This window comes from Marinobacter similis, from assembly GCF_000830985.1.
GTDB lineage: Bacteria > Pseudomonadota > Gammaproteobacteria > Pseudomonadales > Oleiphilaceae > Marinobacter > Marinobacter similis.
Window position 1 is genome coordinate 2441028 of sequence record NZ_CP007151.1, and the last position, 15842, is coordinate 2456869.

15 protein-coding genes and 4 pseudogenes are annotated in these 15842 nt (G+C 58.0%); 11 read left to right on the forward strand and 8 right to left on the reverse strand.

Features of this window, described 5'->3' with window-relative positions; translation table 11 throughout:
• Positions 1 to 87: 87 nt before the first annotated feature.
• The 3 genes from AU14_RS11285 to AU14_RS11295 all read right to left on the reverse strand — a co-directional run bounded on the left by AU14_RS11285 (position 88) and on the right by AU14_RS11295 (position 2294).
• Complete coding sequence (locus AU14_RS11285) at positions 88 to 672, reverse strand: YggT family protein (protein WP_041340886.1); 585 nt, start codon at positions 670 to 672, stop codon at positions 88 to 90.
• A gap of 22 nt (positions 673 to 694) precedes the next feature.
• Complete coding sequence (proC, locus tag AU14_RS11290) at positions 695 to 1528, reverse strand: pyrroline-5-carboxylate reductase (RefSeq protein WP_041340889.1); 834 nt, start codon at positions 1526 to 1528, stop codon at positions 695 to 697.
• A gap of 61 nt (positions 1529 to 1589) precedes the next feature.
• On the reverse strand, positions 1590 to 2294 hold the full coding sequence (locus AU14_RS11295; protein WP_041340892.1) for a YggS family pyridoxal phosphate-dependent enzyme: 705 nt from the start codon (positions 2292 to 2294) through the stop codon (positions 1590 to 1592).
• 141 nt (positions 2295 to 2435) lie between these two features.
• Between AU14_RS11295 and AU14_RS11300 the strand changes: the two are divergent.
• The 5 genes and pseudogenes from AU14_RS11300 (at position 2436) to AU14_RS22875 (ending at position 6111) form a co-directional block, all read left to right on the forward strand.
• A pseudogene (locus AU14_RS11300) lies at positions 2436 to 3469 on the forward strand (type IV pilus twitching motility protein PilT).
• 41 nt (positions 3470 to 3510) lie between these two features.
• The gene (locus AU14_RS11305; RefSeq protein ID WP_041340894.1) at positions 3511 to 4632 is read left to right on the forward strand and encodes a PilT/PilU family type 4a pilus ATPase; all 1122 of its coding nucleotides are present in this window, start codon (positions 3511 to 3513) and stop codon (positions 4630 to 4632) included.
• 107 nt (positions 4633 to 4739) lie between these two features.
• On the forward strand, positions 4740 to 5405 hold the full coding sequence (locus AU14_RS22865) for an OmpP1/FadL family transporter (protein WP_269079043.1): 666 nt from the start codon (positions 4740 to 4742) through the stop codon (positions 5403 to 5405).
• Positions 5402 to 5644 (forward strand): annotated as a pseudogene (locus AU14_RS22870) (OmpP1/FadL family transporter); the annotation flags it as partial. The gene AU14_RS22865 and the pseudogene AU14_RS22870, both read left to right, overlap by 4 nt.
• A gap of 14 nt (positions 5645 to 5658) precedes the next feature.
• On the forward strand, positions 5659 to 6111 hold the full coding sequence (locus tag AU14_RS22875; RefSeq protein WP_269079044.1) for an OmpP1/FadL family transporter: 453 nt from the start codon (positions 5659 to 5661) through the stop codon (positions 6109 to 6111).
• A 46-nt stretch (positions 6112 to 6157) separates the two neighbouring features.
• On the opposite strand, the gene AU14_RS11315 is transcribed toward AU14_RS22875, so the two are convergent.
• Complete coding sequence (locus AU14_RS11315; protein ID WP_041340897.1) at positions 6158 to 6538, reverse strand: hypothetical protein; 381 nt, start codon at positions 6536 to 6538, stop codon at positions 6158 to 6160.
• A gap of 286 nt (positions 6539 to 6824) precedes the next feature.
• A pseudogene (gene polA, locus AU14_RS18670) lies at positions 6825 to 9545 on the reverse strand (DNA polymerase I).
• Between the two features lie 87 nt (positions 9546 to 9632).
• On the opposite strand from polA, the gene AU14_RS11335 reads away from it, so the two are divergent.
• Positions 9633 to 9974: a DUF2782 domain-containing protein gene (locus AU14_RS11335; protein WP_041343911.1), complete on the forward strand. Its 342-nt coding sequence runs from the start codon at positions 9633 to 9635 to the stop codon at positions 9972 to 9974.
• A 148-nt stretch (positions 9975 to 10122) separates the two neighbouring features.
• Positions 10123 to 10533, forward strand: coding sequence for a hypothetical protein (locus tag AU14_RS11340; RefSeq protein ID WP_041340909.1), 411 nt, complete (start codon positions 10123 to 10125; stop codon positions 10531 to 10533).
• Between the two features lie 113 nt (positions 10534 to 10646).
• On the opposite strand, the gene AU14_RS11345 is transcribed toward AU14_RS11340, so the two are convergent.
• Together AU14_RS11345 and pyrE are read right to left on the reverse strand one after the other, a co-directional pair.
• On the reverse strand, positions 10647 to 11309 hold the full coding sequence (locus AU14_RS11345; RefSeq protein WP_052472030.1) for a DUF4124 domain-containing protein: 663 nt from the start codon (positions 11307 to 11309) through the stop codon (positions 10647 to 10649).
• 3 nt (positions 11310 to 11312) lie between these two features.
• On the reverse strand, positions 11313 to 11951 hold the full coding sequence (gene pyrE / locus AU14_RS11350; protein ID WP_041340912.1) for an orotate phosphoribosyltransferase: 639 nt from the start codon (positions 11949 to 11951) through the stop codon (positions 11313 to 11315).
• Between the two features lie 81 nt (positions 11952 to 12032).
• Here pyrE and AU14_RS11355 point away from each other — a divergent pair, with 81 nt between their 5' ends.
• Positions 12033 to 12839, forward strand: a complete 807-nt coding sequence (locus AU14_RS11355; RefSeq protein ID WP_041340914.1) for an exodeoxyribonuclease III — start codon at positions 12033 to 12035, stop codon at positions 12837 to 12839.
• Positions 12840 to 12997: 158 nt separating this feature from the next.
• Here the strand turns inward: AU14_RS11355 and rph are convergent.
• Positions 12998 to 13713, reverse strand: a pseudogene (rph, locus tag AU14_RS11360) (ribonuclease PH).
• A 175-nt stretch (positions 13714 to 13888) separates the two neighbouring features.
• On the opposite strand from rph, the gene AU14_RS11365 reads away from it, so the two are divergent.
• The 3 genes from AU14_RS11365 (at position 13889) to rpoZ (ending at position 15785) form a co-directional block, all read left to right on the forward strand.
• Positions 13889 to 14755, forward strand: coding sequence for a YicC/YloC family endoribonuclease (locus AU14_RS11365; RefSeq protein ID WP_041340918.1), 867 nt, complete (start codon positions 13889 to 13891; stop codon positions 14753 to 14755).
• 101 nt (positions 14756 to 14856) lie between these two features.
• Positions 14857 to 15483, forward strand: a complete 627-nt coding sequence (gmk, locus tag AU14_RS11370) for a guanylate kinase (RefSeq protein WP_041340920.1) — start codon at positions 14857 to 14859, stop codon at positions 15481 to 15483.
• 89 nt (positions 15484 to 15572) lie between these two features.
• Positions 15573 to 15785 carry a DNA-directed RNA polymerase subunit omega gene (rpoZ, locus tag AU14_RS11375; RefSeq protein ID WP_041340923.1) on the forward strand — a complete coding sequence of 71 codons (213 nt, stop codon included), beginning with the start codon at positions 15573 to 15575 and terminating at the stop codon, positions 15783 to 15785.
• Positions 15786 to 15842 lie beyond the last annotated feature (57 nt).

The following is a 15842-nucleotide window of genomic DNA, read 5'->3' on the forward strand; positions in this document are numbered from 1 at the left end:
AGCTGCAAAATCATAGGGATGATCTTGCAGCTTCGGATTAATCGATTTCGTCGAGAACTGTAACGAAATGTATTTTTGAGATGCAGTTTACAAACCGAGGCCGATAGAGCCGAGCCCCGCAGCCATCTTCATGTGCTCGATGACCACTGAAATCACGTTCAGAATCAGGAAGACGATGATCGGTGACAGATCCAGGCCACCCATGGAGGGCATGATATTACGCACCGGGCGCATCACCGGTTCGGTGATCTGGGCGACCAATTGAATCGCCGGATGCCCGCTTCCGGGTGCTATCCAGCTCACCACTACTACCGCGATCACCGACCAGAAATAGATTTTCACGATCAGGTCGAGCACGTTCAGCACCGCCCACACCATCAGGGTGATGGGGTTAAACGATGGAATGCCGCCGTTCAGTGCGATCAGGATCAGCAGGAAGGTAATTGCCTGAATGGCGATGGCCAGTACCAGTGATGCACCGTCAATGCCGCCCCAGCCCGGAATGAAGCGGCGCAGCGGCTTCAGTGGCGGGTTCGTGGCCTTGACCACGAATTGGGAAATCGGGTTGTAGAAGTCCGCTCGGGCCAGCTGCAGCAGAAACCGCAGCAGCACGATGGTCATGTAAAAGGTGGATGCAATGAGCAGGATCGTAATCAGGATGTCTGCCAGCATGAAGCCGTGTCTCCGTTATCGGTTACTGTTTGCCTGCCAGTTCGCTGGCCATTTCTTCCGAGCGTTTGAACGCCGCGCCGTACGCCTTGCGGACCAGATCGCGCAGCCCACCTTCTTCAAAGGTGTTGATGGCCTGCTCGGTGGTGCCACCGGGAGACATGACGTTGCGCTTGAGCTGACCGGGGTCGTGCTCGCTGCGTGCAGCCATTTCCGCTGCCCCGGCCATGGTCTGAATGGCCAGTTCCCGGGCCGTGACTGCCTCAATGCCGGCATCGACGGCGACGTCTTCCAGAGCTTCAAGCATCAGGAAAAAATAGGCCGGGCCACTGCCGGACAGTGCGGTCACTGCGTGCAGCAGGTTCTCGTCCTCAACCCAGAGCGCGGAGCCGATGCTTTCGAAGACCGACTCGACCATCTTCTTCTGGGCATCCTTCACCTGGGCGTTGGCAAACAGGCCGGCGGCGCCTTTGCCCACCAGTGACGGTGTATTGGGCATCACCCGGACCAGCGGAAGGCCACCGGCCAGCCACTCATCCAGGGTTTCGGCGGTCAGGCCTGCGGCGATAGAGACCATCAGCGGTCGGGTGTTCTGAACTACCGGTGCGATGTCGCGGCAGACGTCGGCCATGACCTGGGGCTTGACCGCCAGAACGACCATGTCGGCTTGTTGAGCGCAGTAGCGGTTGTCGGTGGTGACGCTTACGCCGAACTTCTTGCGGATGGACTGCAGGTGGCCATCATCCGGTGCGCTGACCCAGATGTTTCCAGCTTTGTAGCCGCTGTCCAGCATACCGCCAATGATGGCGCTGGCCATGTTGCCCGCGCCAATGAATGAAATGGTTGGTGATGTGCTCAAGGTTCACTCCAACGGTTGATCGGTTAAACGTCCGGCCTGATCATAACAGGATCCGCTAGTTTCAGCTCTTCGCAGGGCGGGGGCCAAACACATCGGTGCCCACGCGCACCCAGGTGGCGCCCTCGGCAATGGCAACTTCCAGGTCACCGGACATGCCCATGGACAGCGTGTCCAGCGGCCCTGCGTCCGGGTATTGCGCCTTCAGATCGTGCAAGGCCCGGGTTAGCCGGCGAAAACTGAGCCGAAGCTCTGCCTCGGGCTGATCCGGATCGGGGATGGCCATCAAGCCGCGCAGCGACAGATTCGTTAACTCGCCGATGGCCTGCACCAGGTCAGGCAGCTCTTCCAGCGTACAACCGGTCTTGCTGTCTTCTTCATTAACGTTGATCTGGAGGCAGATATTCAATGGCGGCAATTCGGCGGCCCGTTGTTCGTTCAGGCGCCGCGCGATCTTGAGGCGGTCGACGCTGTGGACCCAGGAGAAGGCGGTTGCGATTTGTCGGGTCTTGTTGGACTGGATCGGCCCGATGAAGTGCCAGTCGATCCCGGCGATATCGGCCAGTGCGTCGATCTTGTCGAGTGCTTCCTGCAGGTAGTTTTCTCCGAATGCGGTCTGTCCGGCGGCCACTGCCGCGCGCAGGTCATCCGCAGTTCGGGTCTTGCTGACTGCCAACAGGCGCACAGAGCCGGGCTCCCGGCCCGCTTTCAATGTTGCTTTTTGTATGCGTCGGGTTACGCTCCCGATGTTGTCTGCTATGCTGCTCATAGTGTGAAATCGCCACGTTCGGTGTGCCACCTGTACGGTGACACGTTACCCGCAGGTCACTGAAATGCCAAGTGAACCGCGCCGGGAAATCCGCCGGACCGACGCTACCGGGATAAAAGAAAAAGCCTTCCGAGGATTCCTATGGATATTACTGAACTGCTTGCCTTCTCGGCCAAACAGGGTGCGTCGGACTTGCACCTCTCAGCTGGCCTGCCACCAATGATTCGCGTTGATGGTGATGTACGTCGTATCAACCTTCCGCCCATGGAGCACAAAGAGGTGCACGGGCTGATTTACGACATCATGAACGACAAGCAGCGAAAGGACTACGAGGAATTCCTTGAAACCGACTTCTCCTTCGAAGTTCCCGGGGTCGCCCGATTCCGTGTCAACGCCTTCAACCAGAACCGGGGCGCCGGTGCCGTGTTCCGGACCATCCCTTCCAAGGTTCTGACCATGGAAGACCTGGGCATGGGGCAGACCTTCAAGGACATCTCCTCGGTGCCGCGTGGACTGGTACTGGTCACCGGGCCAACGGGTTCCGGTAAGTCCACCACCCTGGCAGCATGATGGACTACATCAACGACACCCGCTATGAGCACGTCCTCACCATCGAGGACCCGATCGAATTCGTACACGAATCCAAGAAGTGCCTGGTCAACCAGCGTGAAGTGCATCGGGACACCCTGGGCTTCAATGAAGCTCTGCGCTCGGCGCTGCGGGAAGACCCGGACATCATCCTGGTAGGCGAGCTGCGAGACCTTGAAACCATCCGTTTGGCGCTGACGGCGGCGGAAACCGGCCACCTGGTTTTCGGTACCCTACACACCACTTCAGCGGCCAAGACCATCGACCGGGTTGTTGACGTGTTCCCTGCCGAAGAGAAGTCCATGGTCCGCTCGATGCTGTCCGAGTCCCTGCAAGCGGTTATCTCCCAGACCCTGATGAAGAAAATGGGTGGTGGCCGGATCGCCGCCCACGAAATCATGATCGGCACCTCCGCCATCCGGAACCTGATCCGCGAAGACAAAATCGCCCAGATGTACTCATCGATTCAAACCGGTGCTTCCCTGGGCATGCAGACCCTGGACCAGTGCCTGGAGCGGCTGCTTCAGAAAGGGCTGATCTCTCGCGAGGCGGCCCGAGCCAAGGCCAAGATGCCAGACAATTTCTGATCTGCGACTAACAAGAATCAAGAAACACCACAGGTGCTCGTATGGAATTTGAGAAGTTGCTTCGTCTGATGGTCGAAAAGGGCGGTTCGGACCTGTTCATCACCGCGGGCGTTCCGCCCAGCATGAAGGTGAACGGGAAAGTGCTGCCGGTGACCAAGAATGCCCTGACGCCGGAACAGACCCGGGAGTTCGTTTACGGTTCGATGAACGACAAGCAGCGGGCGGAATTCGAGGAAAGCCACGAGTGCAACTTCGCCATCAGTGCCCGGGGAATTGGCCGTTTCCGGGTCAGTGCCTTCTTCCAGCGTAACCTGTGCGGCATGGTGCTGCGTCGCATTGAGGTCAAGATTCCCCAGATTGATGACCTGGCATTGCCTGAGGTGATCAAAGAGCTGGCGATGACCAAGCGCGGGCTAATCATGTTTGTCGGCGCTACCGGTACCGGTAAGTCGACGTCGCTGGCGGCGATGCTCGGACACCGCAACCGCAACAGCCGTGGCCACATCATTTCCATCGAAGATCCGATTGAATTCGTGCACCAGCACCAGGGCTGTATCGTTACCCAGCGCGAGGTGGGTATCGACACCGAGAGCTTTGAGGTGGCCCTGAAGAACACCCTGCGTCAGGCACCTGACGTTATCCTGATTGGTGAGGTGCGAACCCGCCAGACCATGGAATACTCGGTGCAGTTCGCTGAAACCGGGCACCTGTGCCTGGCCACCCTGCACGCCAACAACGCCAACCAGGCGCTGGACCGGATCATCCAGTTCTTCCCACCGGAACAACACAACCAGATCTGGATGGATCTGTCCCTGAACCTGAAGGCCATCGTGGCCCAGCAGCTGGTGCCCACGCCGGATGGCAAGGGCCGGAAGGCGGTTATCGAGGTACTGATCAACTCGCCGTTGGTTGCCGACATGATTCGCAAAGGCGAGGTGCACAAGCTCAAGGAGCTGATGGCCAAATCGAACGAAACCGGCATGCAGACTTTCGACCAGGCCCTGTACAAGCTTTACGCCGAAGGCTCGATCACTTACGAGGATGCCCTCGGCCATGCCGATTCTGCCAACGATCTGCGCCTGATGATCAAGCTCGGGGCGGATGCCCAGGGTGCGGATCAGCTGTCATCCAGCGTTGATAAGTTGTCGATTCAGGACGATTAGAGGAAAGTCGTTAATTATTAGTATCTTGAATGAGTAGTCTTGGCATTTGAGGCCAGATAGCTGTGCTGCGTATACTCCGCGCGAAATTTATAAGGAGATACCAGCACATGAGATCCCAGCTGCTTGCCCGGGCTATCCGTTTTACCTCGCTGGCGGCCATTGCGGCGCCAGCCACCGCACTAGCTGGTGGCTTTTCCCTGAATGAACAAAGCGCCAGCGCCATGGGTGTGGCCAATGCTGGCGTGGCCGCCAATCCTGAGAACGCCACCACCGTCCTGTTCAACCCCGCCGGCATGAGCCAGTTGTCTGGCACTAATATGTCGTTTGGTGCGGCTGTGCTGGATATCGATGCCGAGGCCAAGCGGGACAGCATTTCCGTTACCCGAAAAGACCCTTCCGTACCTGTCCAGCCGGCCACTGATGGCGGTGACATCGCTGATCCTGCGGTGCTGCCGAATTTCTATCTGACCCATGAGCTGAACGACAGCGTCGACGTTGGCTTTGGCATTCACGCGCCCTACGGGCTAGCCGCCGATTATGACAACGATTTCGCCGGCCGGTTCTTTGCTGATAAAACTGAGCTGACCGCCATTGCGTTCACGCCCTCGATATCGGTCAGCAACGGCCAGGGCCTGTCCATGGGGGCGGGGCTCAATATCATGTACGCCGAGGGTCGGCTGAGTCGGTACCAGGACCTCAGCGATGATGCCGGTGCGGCGGCCGTGGTCTTGCCTGAGCCTATGCCGATATTGAAGGCGACGATGTCGGGGTGACTTTCAGGGTTGGTTTTTTGTATGAACTTTCGGAGCGTACCCAGTTTGGCCTGACCGCCCAGACAGGAACCGAGCTGGAGTTAGAGGGAGACGCGGAGATCAGCGACGTGCCGGTGCCCCCGACCTACGCCCGGACTACGACTCTGAATGAGAAAGTTACCGTGCCGCTGGCGATTCCAGAGAGCATCACTTTCGGTGCCCGGCATCGTTTGACCGATGAAGTCACCGTTTTAGCGGGCGCCACCTACGCGCGTTGGAGCCGATTCGAAGAACTGGACATCATCAGCCGGGAAGCGAACGGCGAAATTACCCGGTCATCGGAGCCAGGCGCTACATCACCCACATCACCGAGCGCTGGAACAATACCTGGCAGTTCAATCTGGGTGGAATCTGGCAGGCCAGCCCGGAATGGGCCTTTAAGGCTGGCTATGCCTGGGACGAGTCGCCGGTGGATGAGTATGTCACGGCCCGGATTCCTTCTGAGGACCGGCACTGGCTAACCCTTGGTGCCCAGTGGCAGGATATTCGCAACGGTTGGACCGTAGACGCGGCGGTCGGCACCCTGATTTTCGAGGACGATGCCGAGGTCAATGATCGCGAATACACCCACCAGAACCCGACTGAGCCGTCATCAACTGCCAATTACCAGGGCACCTATGAACTCAGCGCCTGGAGCGCATCAGTTCAGGTAAGCAAGGCGTTTTAAACCGTCACCGGCTGATCAGTAGCTTCTTGTAATCCCCAGCAAATGATCAGCCAACCACCTGGCCACGGTAGATGACTTTCTTCTTCCGTGGCGGGTCTTCTCCCTCCGAATCCCTTACCGTTGCCGTCGGTCGACTGTCTTCAGCAATCTCCTGGCCCCGATACATCCGTTTCGGTGTCGCTGATGCCTTCTCGCTTTCCGTTTTCACACACAAGTGCGGAACCTGTTCCTGCAGGGTTTTCCAAGTGTTGGTCAGGTGGCTGGAGCGAGTTTTGCTCGCGTACTCAGCCAGTTGTTGTTCCAGATGCTCTTCCGTGAGATGCAGCTTTACGCCGAATTCGGAACGGATCAGTCGACGACACTGATGTACCAGCTTCAGCAGGCCTGGGTCCAGCAGCCAGCTTCGTTCAGATGCCAGAGATGTCATGGTTACGGCCTCGGAATGGGGGTGTCACAACATGGCAAGGCCTGGTCCCTCGGGATTGGGCCATGCCGACCCGACTGATGCTGCGAATATCGTGCCGCTTCCAATGATAGGCGTGGAGGTTACTGGGAAGTCAGGGCGTTAGGGGTAGGGCGGAGGTGGAGCATGAGTGAGTTGGTTAAAAAATGCGCGTTGTTTCAGTGCAAAATGACAGCACCTGCACCGTTTTGGCGGATGTCCCTGGCACCGGCGGGACCGGTACCAGGGTAAGGCTAGGAGGTCTTCGTTGTTAGTGGGCTTCGTCCCAGTTGTCACCGACGCCGGCTTCTACCAGCAGTGGCACATCCAGCTGGCGGCGGCAGACATCCGCTGCACCAGGCCATCCCTAACCGCGTCCAGGGCCGATTCCTTCACTTCCAGGATCAGTTCGTCGTGCACCTGCATGGTCATGCGGGCGTCGTCGGCGTGCTCCCGTAGCAGCCAGGCTTCCACCTCGATCATGGCCCGTTTAATGATATCGGCGGCGGTACCCTGCATGGGGGCATTGATCGCGGTGCGCTCGGCGGCCTGCTGCAGCTGCTTGTTGCGGGCGTTGATCTCCGGCAGGTAGAGCCGGCGTCCGTACAAGGTTTCTACAAAGCCGTCGTCGTGAGCCTGCTTGCGGATGTTGTCCATGTAGGTAAGCACGCCCGGGTAGCGCTCAAAGTACTTGTCGATGTACGCCTGGGCGACCTTGCGTTCAACATCAAGCTGGCGGGCCAGGCCAAAGGCGGACATGCCGTAGATCAGGCCAAAGTTAATCGCCTTGGCGCTGCGCCGCTGGTCGCCGGAGACCTCATTCAGCGCGACTCCAAACACCTCTGCGCGGTTGCCTTGTGGATATCCTCACCTTTCTCGAACGCGGTCAGCAGACCTTTGTCACCGGACAGATGCGCCATGATCCGCAGCTCGATCTGGGAATAGTCGGCCGCCAACAGCTTGTAACCCTCCGGTGCCACGAAGGCCTGGCGGATCCGGCGACCCTGTTCGCTGCGGATGGGGATGTTCTGCAGGTTAGGCTCGGATGACGACAGCCGGCCGGTTGCGGTTACCGCCTGGTGATAGGAGGTGTGGACCCGTCCGGTGCGGTGGCTGATCAGCTCTGGCAGTGTGTCGGTATAGGTTGACTTGAGCTTGCTCAGGCTGCGGTGCTCCAGGATCAGCCGCGGCAGTTCATGCTCGTGGGCCAGCTCCTGCAGCACCGGCTCTGCGGTCGAGGGAGCGCCTTTTGGCGTTTTCTTGATTACCGGCAGGCCCATCTTCTCGTAGAAAATGGCCTGCAGCTGCTTGGGGGAACCCAGGTTAAAGTTTTCACCGGCGACCTCGTGGGCTTCCTGCTCCAGTTCGGCCATACGTTCGGCCAGCTCCTGGCTGTGCTTTCTCAGGGTGCTGGCATTGATCAGGGTGCCGCGCTGCTCCATGCGGGAGAGCACGGGCACCAGGGGCAGATCAATGTCCCGGTACACCGAGGCCAGCTTGCCGGTCTTTTCCAGCTGCGGCATCAGCACCTGATGCAGGCGCAGGGTGATGTCGGCGTCTTCCGCCGCGTAGGGCCCGGCCTTGTCCAGTTCGATCTGGTTAAAGGTGAGCTGTTTGGCGCCTTTGCCGGCGATCGATTCGAAGGTGGTGGTGCTTTCGTCGAGGTACTGTCGGGCCAGGGTGTCCATGTCGTGACGACTGGACACCGAGTTGAGCACGTACGACTCCAGCATGGTGTCTTCGGCAATGCTTCCAGGGTGATGCCGTGATTGGCCAGCACGTTCTTGTCGTATTTCAGGTTCTGACCGACCTTGGCCTGGTTCGGGTCTTCCAGCAGGGGTTTCAGCTGCGCCAGCACGGTGTCCCGGTCGAGCTGGTCCGGGGCGCCCATGTAGTCGTGGCCCAGGGGCAGGTAGGCGGCTTCGCCGGGTTCGACGGCGAACGACACGCCAACCACTTCGGCCTCACTGTAACGCAGGCTGGTGGTCTCGGTGTCGAAGGCAAACAGATCTGATTCCTTCAGGCGCTGCAGCCAGGTATCCAGTTCAGCCTGGTCGGTGATGATGCTGTAGCGTTTTTCCACGGCGGGTTTTTCGGCTTTCGGGGCCTCGGCTTCGCCCGCCGAGTCGCTGCCGGATTCCAGTTCGGCAACCCAGGTGCGGAATTCATATTCCTGGAACAGTTCCCGGAGCTCATCGTCTTTCTGCTCACGCAGTTTCAGGTCTTCCAGGCCGAACTCCAGATCCACATCGGTCTTGATCGTCGCCAGCTCGCGGCTCAGGGGCAGGGTCTCGGTGGCGTCCCGCAGGTATTCGCCGATCTTGCCTTTGATCTCATCCGCGTGCGCCATCAGGTTGTCGATGTTCTGATAGCTCTGCAACCATTTCACCGCGGTTTTCGGGCCGCACTTGTTCACCCCGGGAATGTTGTCGACCTTGTCGCCGACCAGGGCCAGGTAGTCGATAATCTGCTCGGGGATGACGCCGAATTTTTCCACCACACCGTCCCGGTCCATCCGGGTTTCGGTCATGGTGTTGATCAGCGTGACATGGTCGCTGACCAGTTGCGCCATGTCCTTGTCGCCGGTGGAGACTACCACCTCGATACCCTTGCTGGTGGCCTCGTGAGCCAGGGTGCCAATAACGTCGTCCGCTTCCACGCCGGAGACAATCAGCAGGGGCAGCCCCATGGCCTGGACAATCTCGTGGATGGGGGCTATCTGGCAGGCCAGGTCGTCCGGCATGGGTGGGCGGTTGGCCTTGTACTCGTCGTACATCTCGTGCCGGAAGGTTTTGCCCTTGGCATCAAACACCACCACCATTTTTGAGCCGGGAAAATCCTGCTCCAGGCGCCGGAGCATGCTGATTACCCCTTTGATCGCGCCGGTTGGTTGGTTCTTGCTGGTCATTAGCGGGGGCAGTGCGTGATAGGCGCGGAAAAGGTAGGACGAACCGTCCACAAGAACCACGGGTGGGGTCTTTTGCTCAGTCATGTCTACAGGGGTCCGGAATCTGATTGAAGCGTTGGTTGGCTTGTGCAACTCTGTAATGAATTCAATTCGCAAAAGGGTATCACGAAAATGAAACGAATCGCCTGCCCGGTGGCATTGCTCCTTGCCTGTTCGTCCGGTGTTGTCACCGCCCAGGAAAACGGCTCGCTAGATGACACTCTGGTGCAGACACCCGATGAACCGGTGGTGATTTCAGACTACCAGCCGACCAGCGAAGGGCCTCAGATTGTTATCCGTCCCGGCGAGAATGAGGTGTTCTATGAGTACCGGGTAAACGGTCAGCTCATGGAAATAAAGGTGGTGCCGGAGGTCGGTTCTGAGTATTACCTGGTGCCCTCAGACGGCGGTGGCTGGATTCAGGAAACAGAATCCGAAATGCTCGTGCCCAGCTGGGTGCTGTTCCGCTGGTAGGTAGAACTGCGACCCCACCCATGTTCGGTTTTAGTATGAACATTCTAATTTTTCTCCGTAAATTGGCAGTCGTTGATCAGAGAAGGCGGGCGCTTAACGCTTAGCCGCTGGACCAAAAATGTTTTGGCAAACCTCAGGAGATTTAGACATGGGTAAACTCAAATCCTATCAGGAACAGATTCAGGAAATCGTTGAGAAGGGCATCAACGCCGCGGAAGAGCAGCAGAAGAAGCTGGCCTCCAAGCCGTTTGATTACGCCGAGAAGCTGGAGTCCGAAGCGCGTGAATACAGCGTCAAGAGCCTGCGCACCCGTTACAACGGCTACAGCGACAGCCTGTTCGAGCAACTGCGCAGCCTGAACAGCCGTTTCGGCAACTTCGCAGCCGACCTGGTTGCCAAGCTTGAGAAAGAAGCGCAAGACGCTGTTTCTGAAACCGCTGACGAAGTAACCAGCGTTGCTCAAAGCGCCAAAGCTGCTGCAACCGACAAGAAGCCGGCTGCACGCAAGACCACTGCGCGTAAGAGCACTGCTGCCAAGAAGACAACTGCGTCTGCCTAAGACGTTGTAGCGACCACCGGTAGTTGGTGGTCGCAACTAAAAAAGGCGGTGGTTTTGAAAACCACCGCCTTTTTTGTGTCTGGACTTGCTTGAATGCCCTGCACGGCTTGGCTTTATTGCTCGCTGGACGTGTCCAGGGAGAGAGTTCGAGGTTCGCCAGTTACCTGTTCAAGGCGCTTGATATCGGCCTCGAAGTCGGCCCGGAGCTCATCAATTTCCTGGCTCTGGATACTGATTTCCCGTTCGAGATCGCGGATCTGAGATTCCAGGCGCCGGATTTTTTCCAGCATGGCCTCGGGGATGGCGCCGCCGGAACGCTCGATGTTCGCTGCTCGTCTTTGCTCGCTGTCAAGCTGATTGGAAATGACGGAGATGTTGCCGCGCTTGAGTTGAATCAGGCCTTCCAGTTCGCGGATTTTCCGGTGCATGGCGCGAACGGCCTGGTCCGGGTGGCTGTAGCGTTTCAGAAGCTGCCGGTCTTGTTCCTGTTGAATCGCCAGTTCTTTCTGGCGCTGCTTTTCCGCTTCGCGGGCTGCTATTTCTTCTTCGGTCGGAGCAGGGGGAACGGTTTCAACTACCCGGCCGTTGTTGCTGAGTATCTCGTAGCCTCGTTTGGTCGCTTCCTGGGGAATGGTGTTGCTGATGACCATCCGCCCGTTCTCGTCAGTGTAGCGGTACATGCCAGCTTCCGCGGTGGCGACCAGGCTGAACGCCAAAGCAGCAGAGGCAGTGATTTTCACTGCTGAGAATCTGGAAGGAATAGAGCGTCTGGCCATCGATCAGACTCCGTAGCGATCCCTGTAACTGGCGACCTTTTCGGCGTGGCCGGCAAACTCCGGGTTGGCCTTCAGGTAATCCAGAACCTGTTCCAGGCGGATAATGCTGATCACCGGGATGCCGAATTCCTGCTCCACTTCCTGGATCGCGGAGAGCTCACCGTTGCCTTTTTCCTGGCGATCCAGTGCAATCAGTACACCTGCCGGTTCAGCACCGGCACTGCGAATCAGATCCATGGATTCGCGAATGGCAGTGCCTGCGGTAATAACATCATCGACGATGAGGACCTTGCCCTGCAATGGGGCGCCGACAATGTTGCCGCCTTCGCCATGATCTTTCTTTTCTTTGCGGTTGAAGGCAAAAGGTTTGCTGTTACCGTCTGTAGCCAGTGCCATGGCCGTCACGGTAGCCAACGGAATGCCCTTATAGGCAGGCCCGAAGATGATGTCATACTTTAGCCCACTGCGTTCTATCGCGGCGGCATAAGCTTTGCTTAATTGAAGTAGATCGTCGCCGGTGTTGAACAGCCCCGCATTGAAAAAGTACGGACTTGTGCGGCCGGATTTGAGCGTAAATTCGCCAAAACGAAGTACATTCCGGCGGATGGCAAATTCGATGAAATTTTGCTGATAGTCGTGCATGGCAAGGCTTCTGGCGGGTGTGGATCTTTATTTAACGTGTGAAAACGGTATCATACACACAAACCGAATCAGGGAACACGTATGCGCGTAGTATCTATCAGCGTTAACGGGCTTGCCCAGGCCGTTGACAAAGGTTTATTTGACTGGCTGGCGGATCAGGATGCTGACGTTATCTGCGTTCAGGATCACCGCATGCGTGCCTATGAGATTGAGGACTACAACCTCATTCCAGAGGGGTATCAGGCCTACTTTATTGATGGCGAGAAGAACGAGGATGGCGGTGTTGGCATCTACACCCGCCATTTCCCGAAGGCCATCATGTACGGGTTTGCCAACGAGCAGGCTGATCGCGAAGGTCGCTTTATTCAGGCCGACTTTGACAAGGTGTCGGTAGGCTGTGTGCTGGCGCCGTGTGCCCTGGGGCGTGAAGAAGAACTCATTGGTGAGGATGATCTCACGGTGCTGGATCACAAGGATGAGTTCCTGGAAGGCTTTGGCCTTCACATGCAAAAGACTCTGCGCAAGCGCCGTCAGTTCGTCCTCTGTGCCAACCTCCAAACCGCTCATCATGTCACCGATGCCAGTCCGCTGTACCACAAGCACGACTTCTCGGGTTTCCTGCCCCATGAGCGGGCATGGCTGGATCGTCTGTTTGATGAGATGGGCTGTATTGATGCGTTCCGGGAGATAAACAAACAGAGCAACCAGTTCACCTGGTGGCCTGAGCAGGCTGAGGGTGCCCGTCGCAATGCGGGTATCCGGGTGGACTATCACCTGCTGACCCCGGGCATTCGCAATACCATCCTGGATGGCTGGATTGATGGCTCAACCCGGTTCTCTGATCACGCGCCGGTGATCATGGATTACGACATCGAAATTGGTTTTTAGGTTTCTGGGGAAGCGCCGGCAGTGATGCCGCGCCCCAGAACCGCTGCAAGTACATCCCTGTACGCTTGTTTCCGGCCATCCATGGCCTCCAACATTCTGGGGCGCGGCATCACTGCCAGCGCCCAGATGTTGTGCGAGCCTTCCTTTTAAAGCCTTATTCAGCCTTCCAGTGCTGCTTTCTGGATCTCGAACAGCTGCTCAATGCCGGTCTTCGCCAGGTCCAGCATGCTGTCCAGTTCGTCTTTCACGAACGGCGCACCTTCGGCAGTGCCTGGATCTCAATAAACCCACCCTGGTCAGTCATGATCACGTTCATGTCGGTTTCGGCTTCGGAATCTTCCGGGTAGTCCAGATCAACTACCGGCGTGCCTTTGTAAACGCCCACGGAGAAGGCCGCGACCATCTGTTTAAGCGGTGATTTCTTCAGGCGCTTTTCTGCCACCAGATGGTTGAGGGCATCCACCAGGGCTACACAGCCGCCTGTAATGGCTGCGGTGCGGGTGCCGCCATCGGCCTGGATAACGTCGCAGTCGATAGTGATGCTGTGCTCGCCCAGTGCGCTCAGGTCAACGGCAGCACGTAGGGAGCGGCCGATCAGGCGCTGGATTTCGACGGTGCGTCCGCCCTGTTTGCCGCGTGCGGCTTCACGGCCCATGCGGCTACCGGTTGAGCGCGGCAGCATGCCGTATTCGGCGGTGATCCAGCCTTTGCCTTCGCCACGGAGAAATGGCGGTACTTTGTTTTCGACAGAGGCGGTGCAGATCACCTTGGTGTCACCAAATTCCACCAGTACCGAACCTTCGGCGTGACGGGTGTAATTCCGGGTGATTCGAACGTCTCTGGGTTGCTCGGGCGTTCTGCCACTTGGTCGCATAGTCATTCCTGAAATCTGTGGTTGATGTCCGGTCTGATCCCGGTTGGGTTTTCGAAAGGGCGGGCAGTATAACACGTCGGTCAAGCCGGTTTGGCTTCGGAGCGGTCAGGCTCGCCGAGGGCGCTCAGAGCCTGTTAAACTCGATTCACTGTCGTTCACCATGACCGGAGTTGCCATGATTCGAAGTATGACCGCGTTTGCCCGCAAGGATGTTCAGGGAGACTGGGGTACGCTGACGTGTGAAATCCGCACGGTCAATCATCGCTACCTGGAGCCTTCGTTCCGCTTGCCCGAGGCGTTTCGAGAGTTGGAAAATCCGTTCCGGGAGGAGCTTCGCAAGCAGCTGAAGCGTGGCAAAGTCGACGTGTCCATGCGCCTGCAGTCGGCGGATAAGGCGTCACAGAGTTTTGAGATTAACGACGACATGGCGAAGGCGGTCAATGAGGCTGCCAATCACGTCAATCGGATTCTGGACAACCCGGCACACATCAGCGCCCTCGATATCCTGCGCTGGCCGGGTGTGCTGTCGGTAACTGAGCAGGATTACGGTCCGGCCCGGGACGCCGCCAAGGCTCTGTTTGAAGACACAGTGCGCGAGCTGGTGTCTGTGCGTGAGCGCGAAGGCGAGCGGTTGCGGCCGCTGTTCGATGAACGCCTGACCACCATGACCCGGTTGGTCACCGAGGTGCGTGAGCTGATGCCGGACTTGCTGGCAGCTCAGGAAGAAAACCTGCGCAGCCGGTTCGAGAAGGCCGGGGTTGAGTTGGAGCCTGAGCGGGTGGCCCAGGAAATGGTGATGCTGGCCCAGAAGAGTGATGTGGCGGAGGAACTGGATCGCCTGGACGCCCACATTGGCGAGGTCACCGATACCCTCAAGGGTGACGATGCCATTGGTCGTCGGCTGGATTTTCTGATGCAGGAGCTGAACCGCGAAGCCAACACCCTCAGCAGCAAGAGTATTGATGCCCGGGTGACCCGCTCGGCGGTGGATCTGAAAGTGCTGATCGAGCAGATGCGCGAACAGGTGCAGAACCTGGAGTGACGTGCGGAGGCCGCCCGAAAACCGTATAATCCGGCGTTTTCCAGGCGCCGCTGGGGATCCGGTGGGGCTATCGAATACATGCAGGTTGGAGTTGTTTGTTCATGAGCCCGACAGTTGAACAGGGTACGCTGTACGTAATTTCGGCGCCTTCCGGTGCTGGCAAGACCAGTCTGGTGGCCGCCATGCTCGGCAACGACAATAAACTGGGTGTATCGATTTCCCATACGACCCGGCCGATGCGCGAAGGCGAGCAGGATGGCGTGAACTATCACTTCGTGAGTCGCGACGAATTCGAGGCGATGATCGCACGGGGTGAGTTCCTGGAGCATGCCGACGTGTTCGGCAATTATTACGGCACCTCTCACATCTGGGTGCGCGAAACCCTGGCCGGTGGCCAAGACGTTATCCTGGAAATCGACTGGCAGGGCGCGGAACAGGTGCGCCGGCTGATGCCCGAGTGCGTCAGTATTTTCATTGTACCGCCGTCGGCGGCAACTCTCCGGGAGCGTCTGACCGGACGTGGTACCGACGCGCCGGACGTGGTGGAGCGTCGCCTGGGCGAGGCCAGGGAAGAGTGTCAGCACGCTCTGGAATTCGATTTCCTGGTGGTGAATGATGACTTTGATGTGGCGCTGGCGGATCTGCTGGCCATTGTCCGCAGTCAGAGGGTGCGGATCGGGGTGCAGCAGGATCGCCACAGCGAACTGCTGACCCAGTTGTCGCAGTAGTTTGTGGTGCTTGTTGCTGTATACAAATTGAGCCGGGCGCAGTAAACTACGCGGTCTGCTAGATCAGTCATTTTATTTTCGGGGAAGTTATGGCACGAGTTACCGTTGAAGATTGTCTGGAAAACGTTGATAACCGCTTCCAGCTGGTGATGCTGGCTACCAAGCGTGCCCGTCAGCTTGCGACCAAAGGTGCGGAACCGGCGGTGGCTGAAGAGAACGACAAGCCGACAGTTATCGCCCTGCGCGAGATTGCTGAAGGTAAAGTAGGTCGTGAGTTGTTGCAGGAAGACGACGACGAGTGACCTCAGGTACGGGTACAAATACGTATCCGCGCCTCGGAAGCATTGAAATCTGCCTCG

Bases quoted from the DNA above. Each gene is read 5' to 3' on its own strand.
- AU14_RS11335 (WP_041343911.1), top strand. From the start codon at position 9,633: ATGAAACGAATCGCCTGCCCGGTGGCATTGCTCCTTGCCTGTTCGTCC.
- AU14_RS11365 (WP_041340918.1), top strand. From the start codon at position 13,889: ATGATTCGAAGTATGACCGCGTTTGCCCGCAAGGATGTTCAGGGAGAC.
- AU14_RS22865 (WP_269079043.1), top strand. From the start codon at position 4,740: ATGAGATCCCAGCTGCTTGCCCGGGCTATCCGTTTTACCTCGCTGGCG.
- gmk (WP_041340920.1), top strand. From the start codon at position 14,857: ATGAGCCCGACAGTTGAACAGGGTACGCTGTACGTAATTTCGGCGCCT.
- AU14_RS11345 (WP_052472030.1), bottom strand. From the start codon at position 11,309: ATGGCCAGACGCTCTATTCCTTCCAGATTCTCAGCAGTGAAAATCACT.
- pyrE (WP_041340912.1), bottom strand. From the start codon at position 11,951: ATGCACGACTATCAGCAAAATTTCATCGAATTTGCCATCCGCCGGAAT.
- rpoZ (WP_041340923.1), top strand. From the start codon at position 15,573: ATGGCACGAGTTACCGTTGAAGATTGTCTGGAAAACGTTGATAACCGC.
- AU14_RS11295 (WP_041340892.1), bottom strand. From the start codon at position 2,294: ATGAGCAGCATAGCAGACAACATCGGGAGCGTAACCCGACGCATACAA.
- AU14_RS11285 (WP_041340886.1), bottom strand. From the start codon at position 672: ATGCTGGCAGACATCCTGATTACGATCCTGCTCATTGCATCCACCTTT.
- AU14_RS11315 (WP_041340897.1), bottom strand. From the start codon at position 6,538: ATGACATCTCTGGCATCTGAACGAAGCTGGCTGCTGGACCCAGGCCTG.
- AU14_RS11355 (WP_041340914.1), top strand. From the start codon at position 12,033: ATGCGCGTAGTATCTATCAGCGTTAACGGGCTTGCCCAGGCCGTTGAC.
- AU14_RS11305 (WP_041340894.1), top strand. From the start codon at position 3,511: ATGGAATTTGAGAAGTTGCTTCGTCTGATGGTCGAAAAGGGCGGTTCG.
- AU14_RS11340 (WP_041340909.1), top strand. From the start codon at position 10,123: ATGGGTAAACTCAAATCCTATCAGGAACAGATTCAGGAAATCGTTGAG.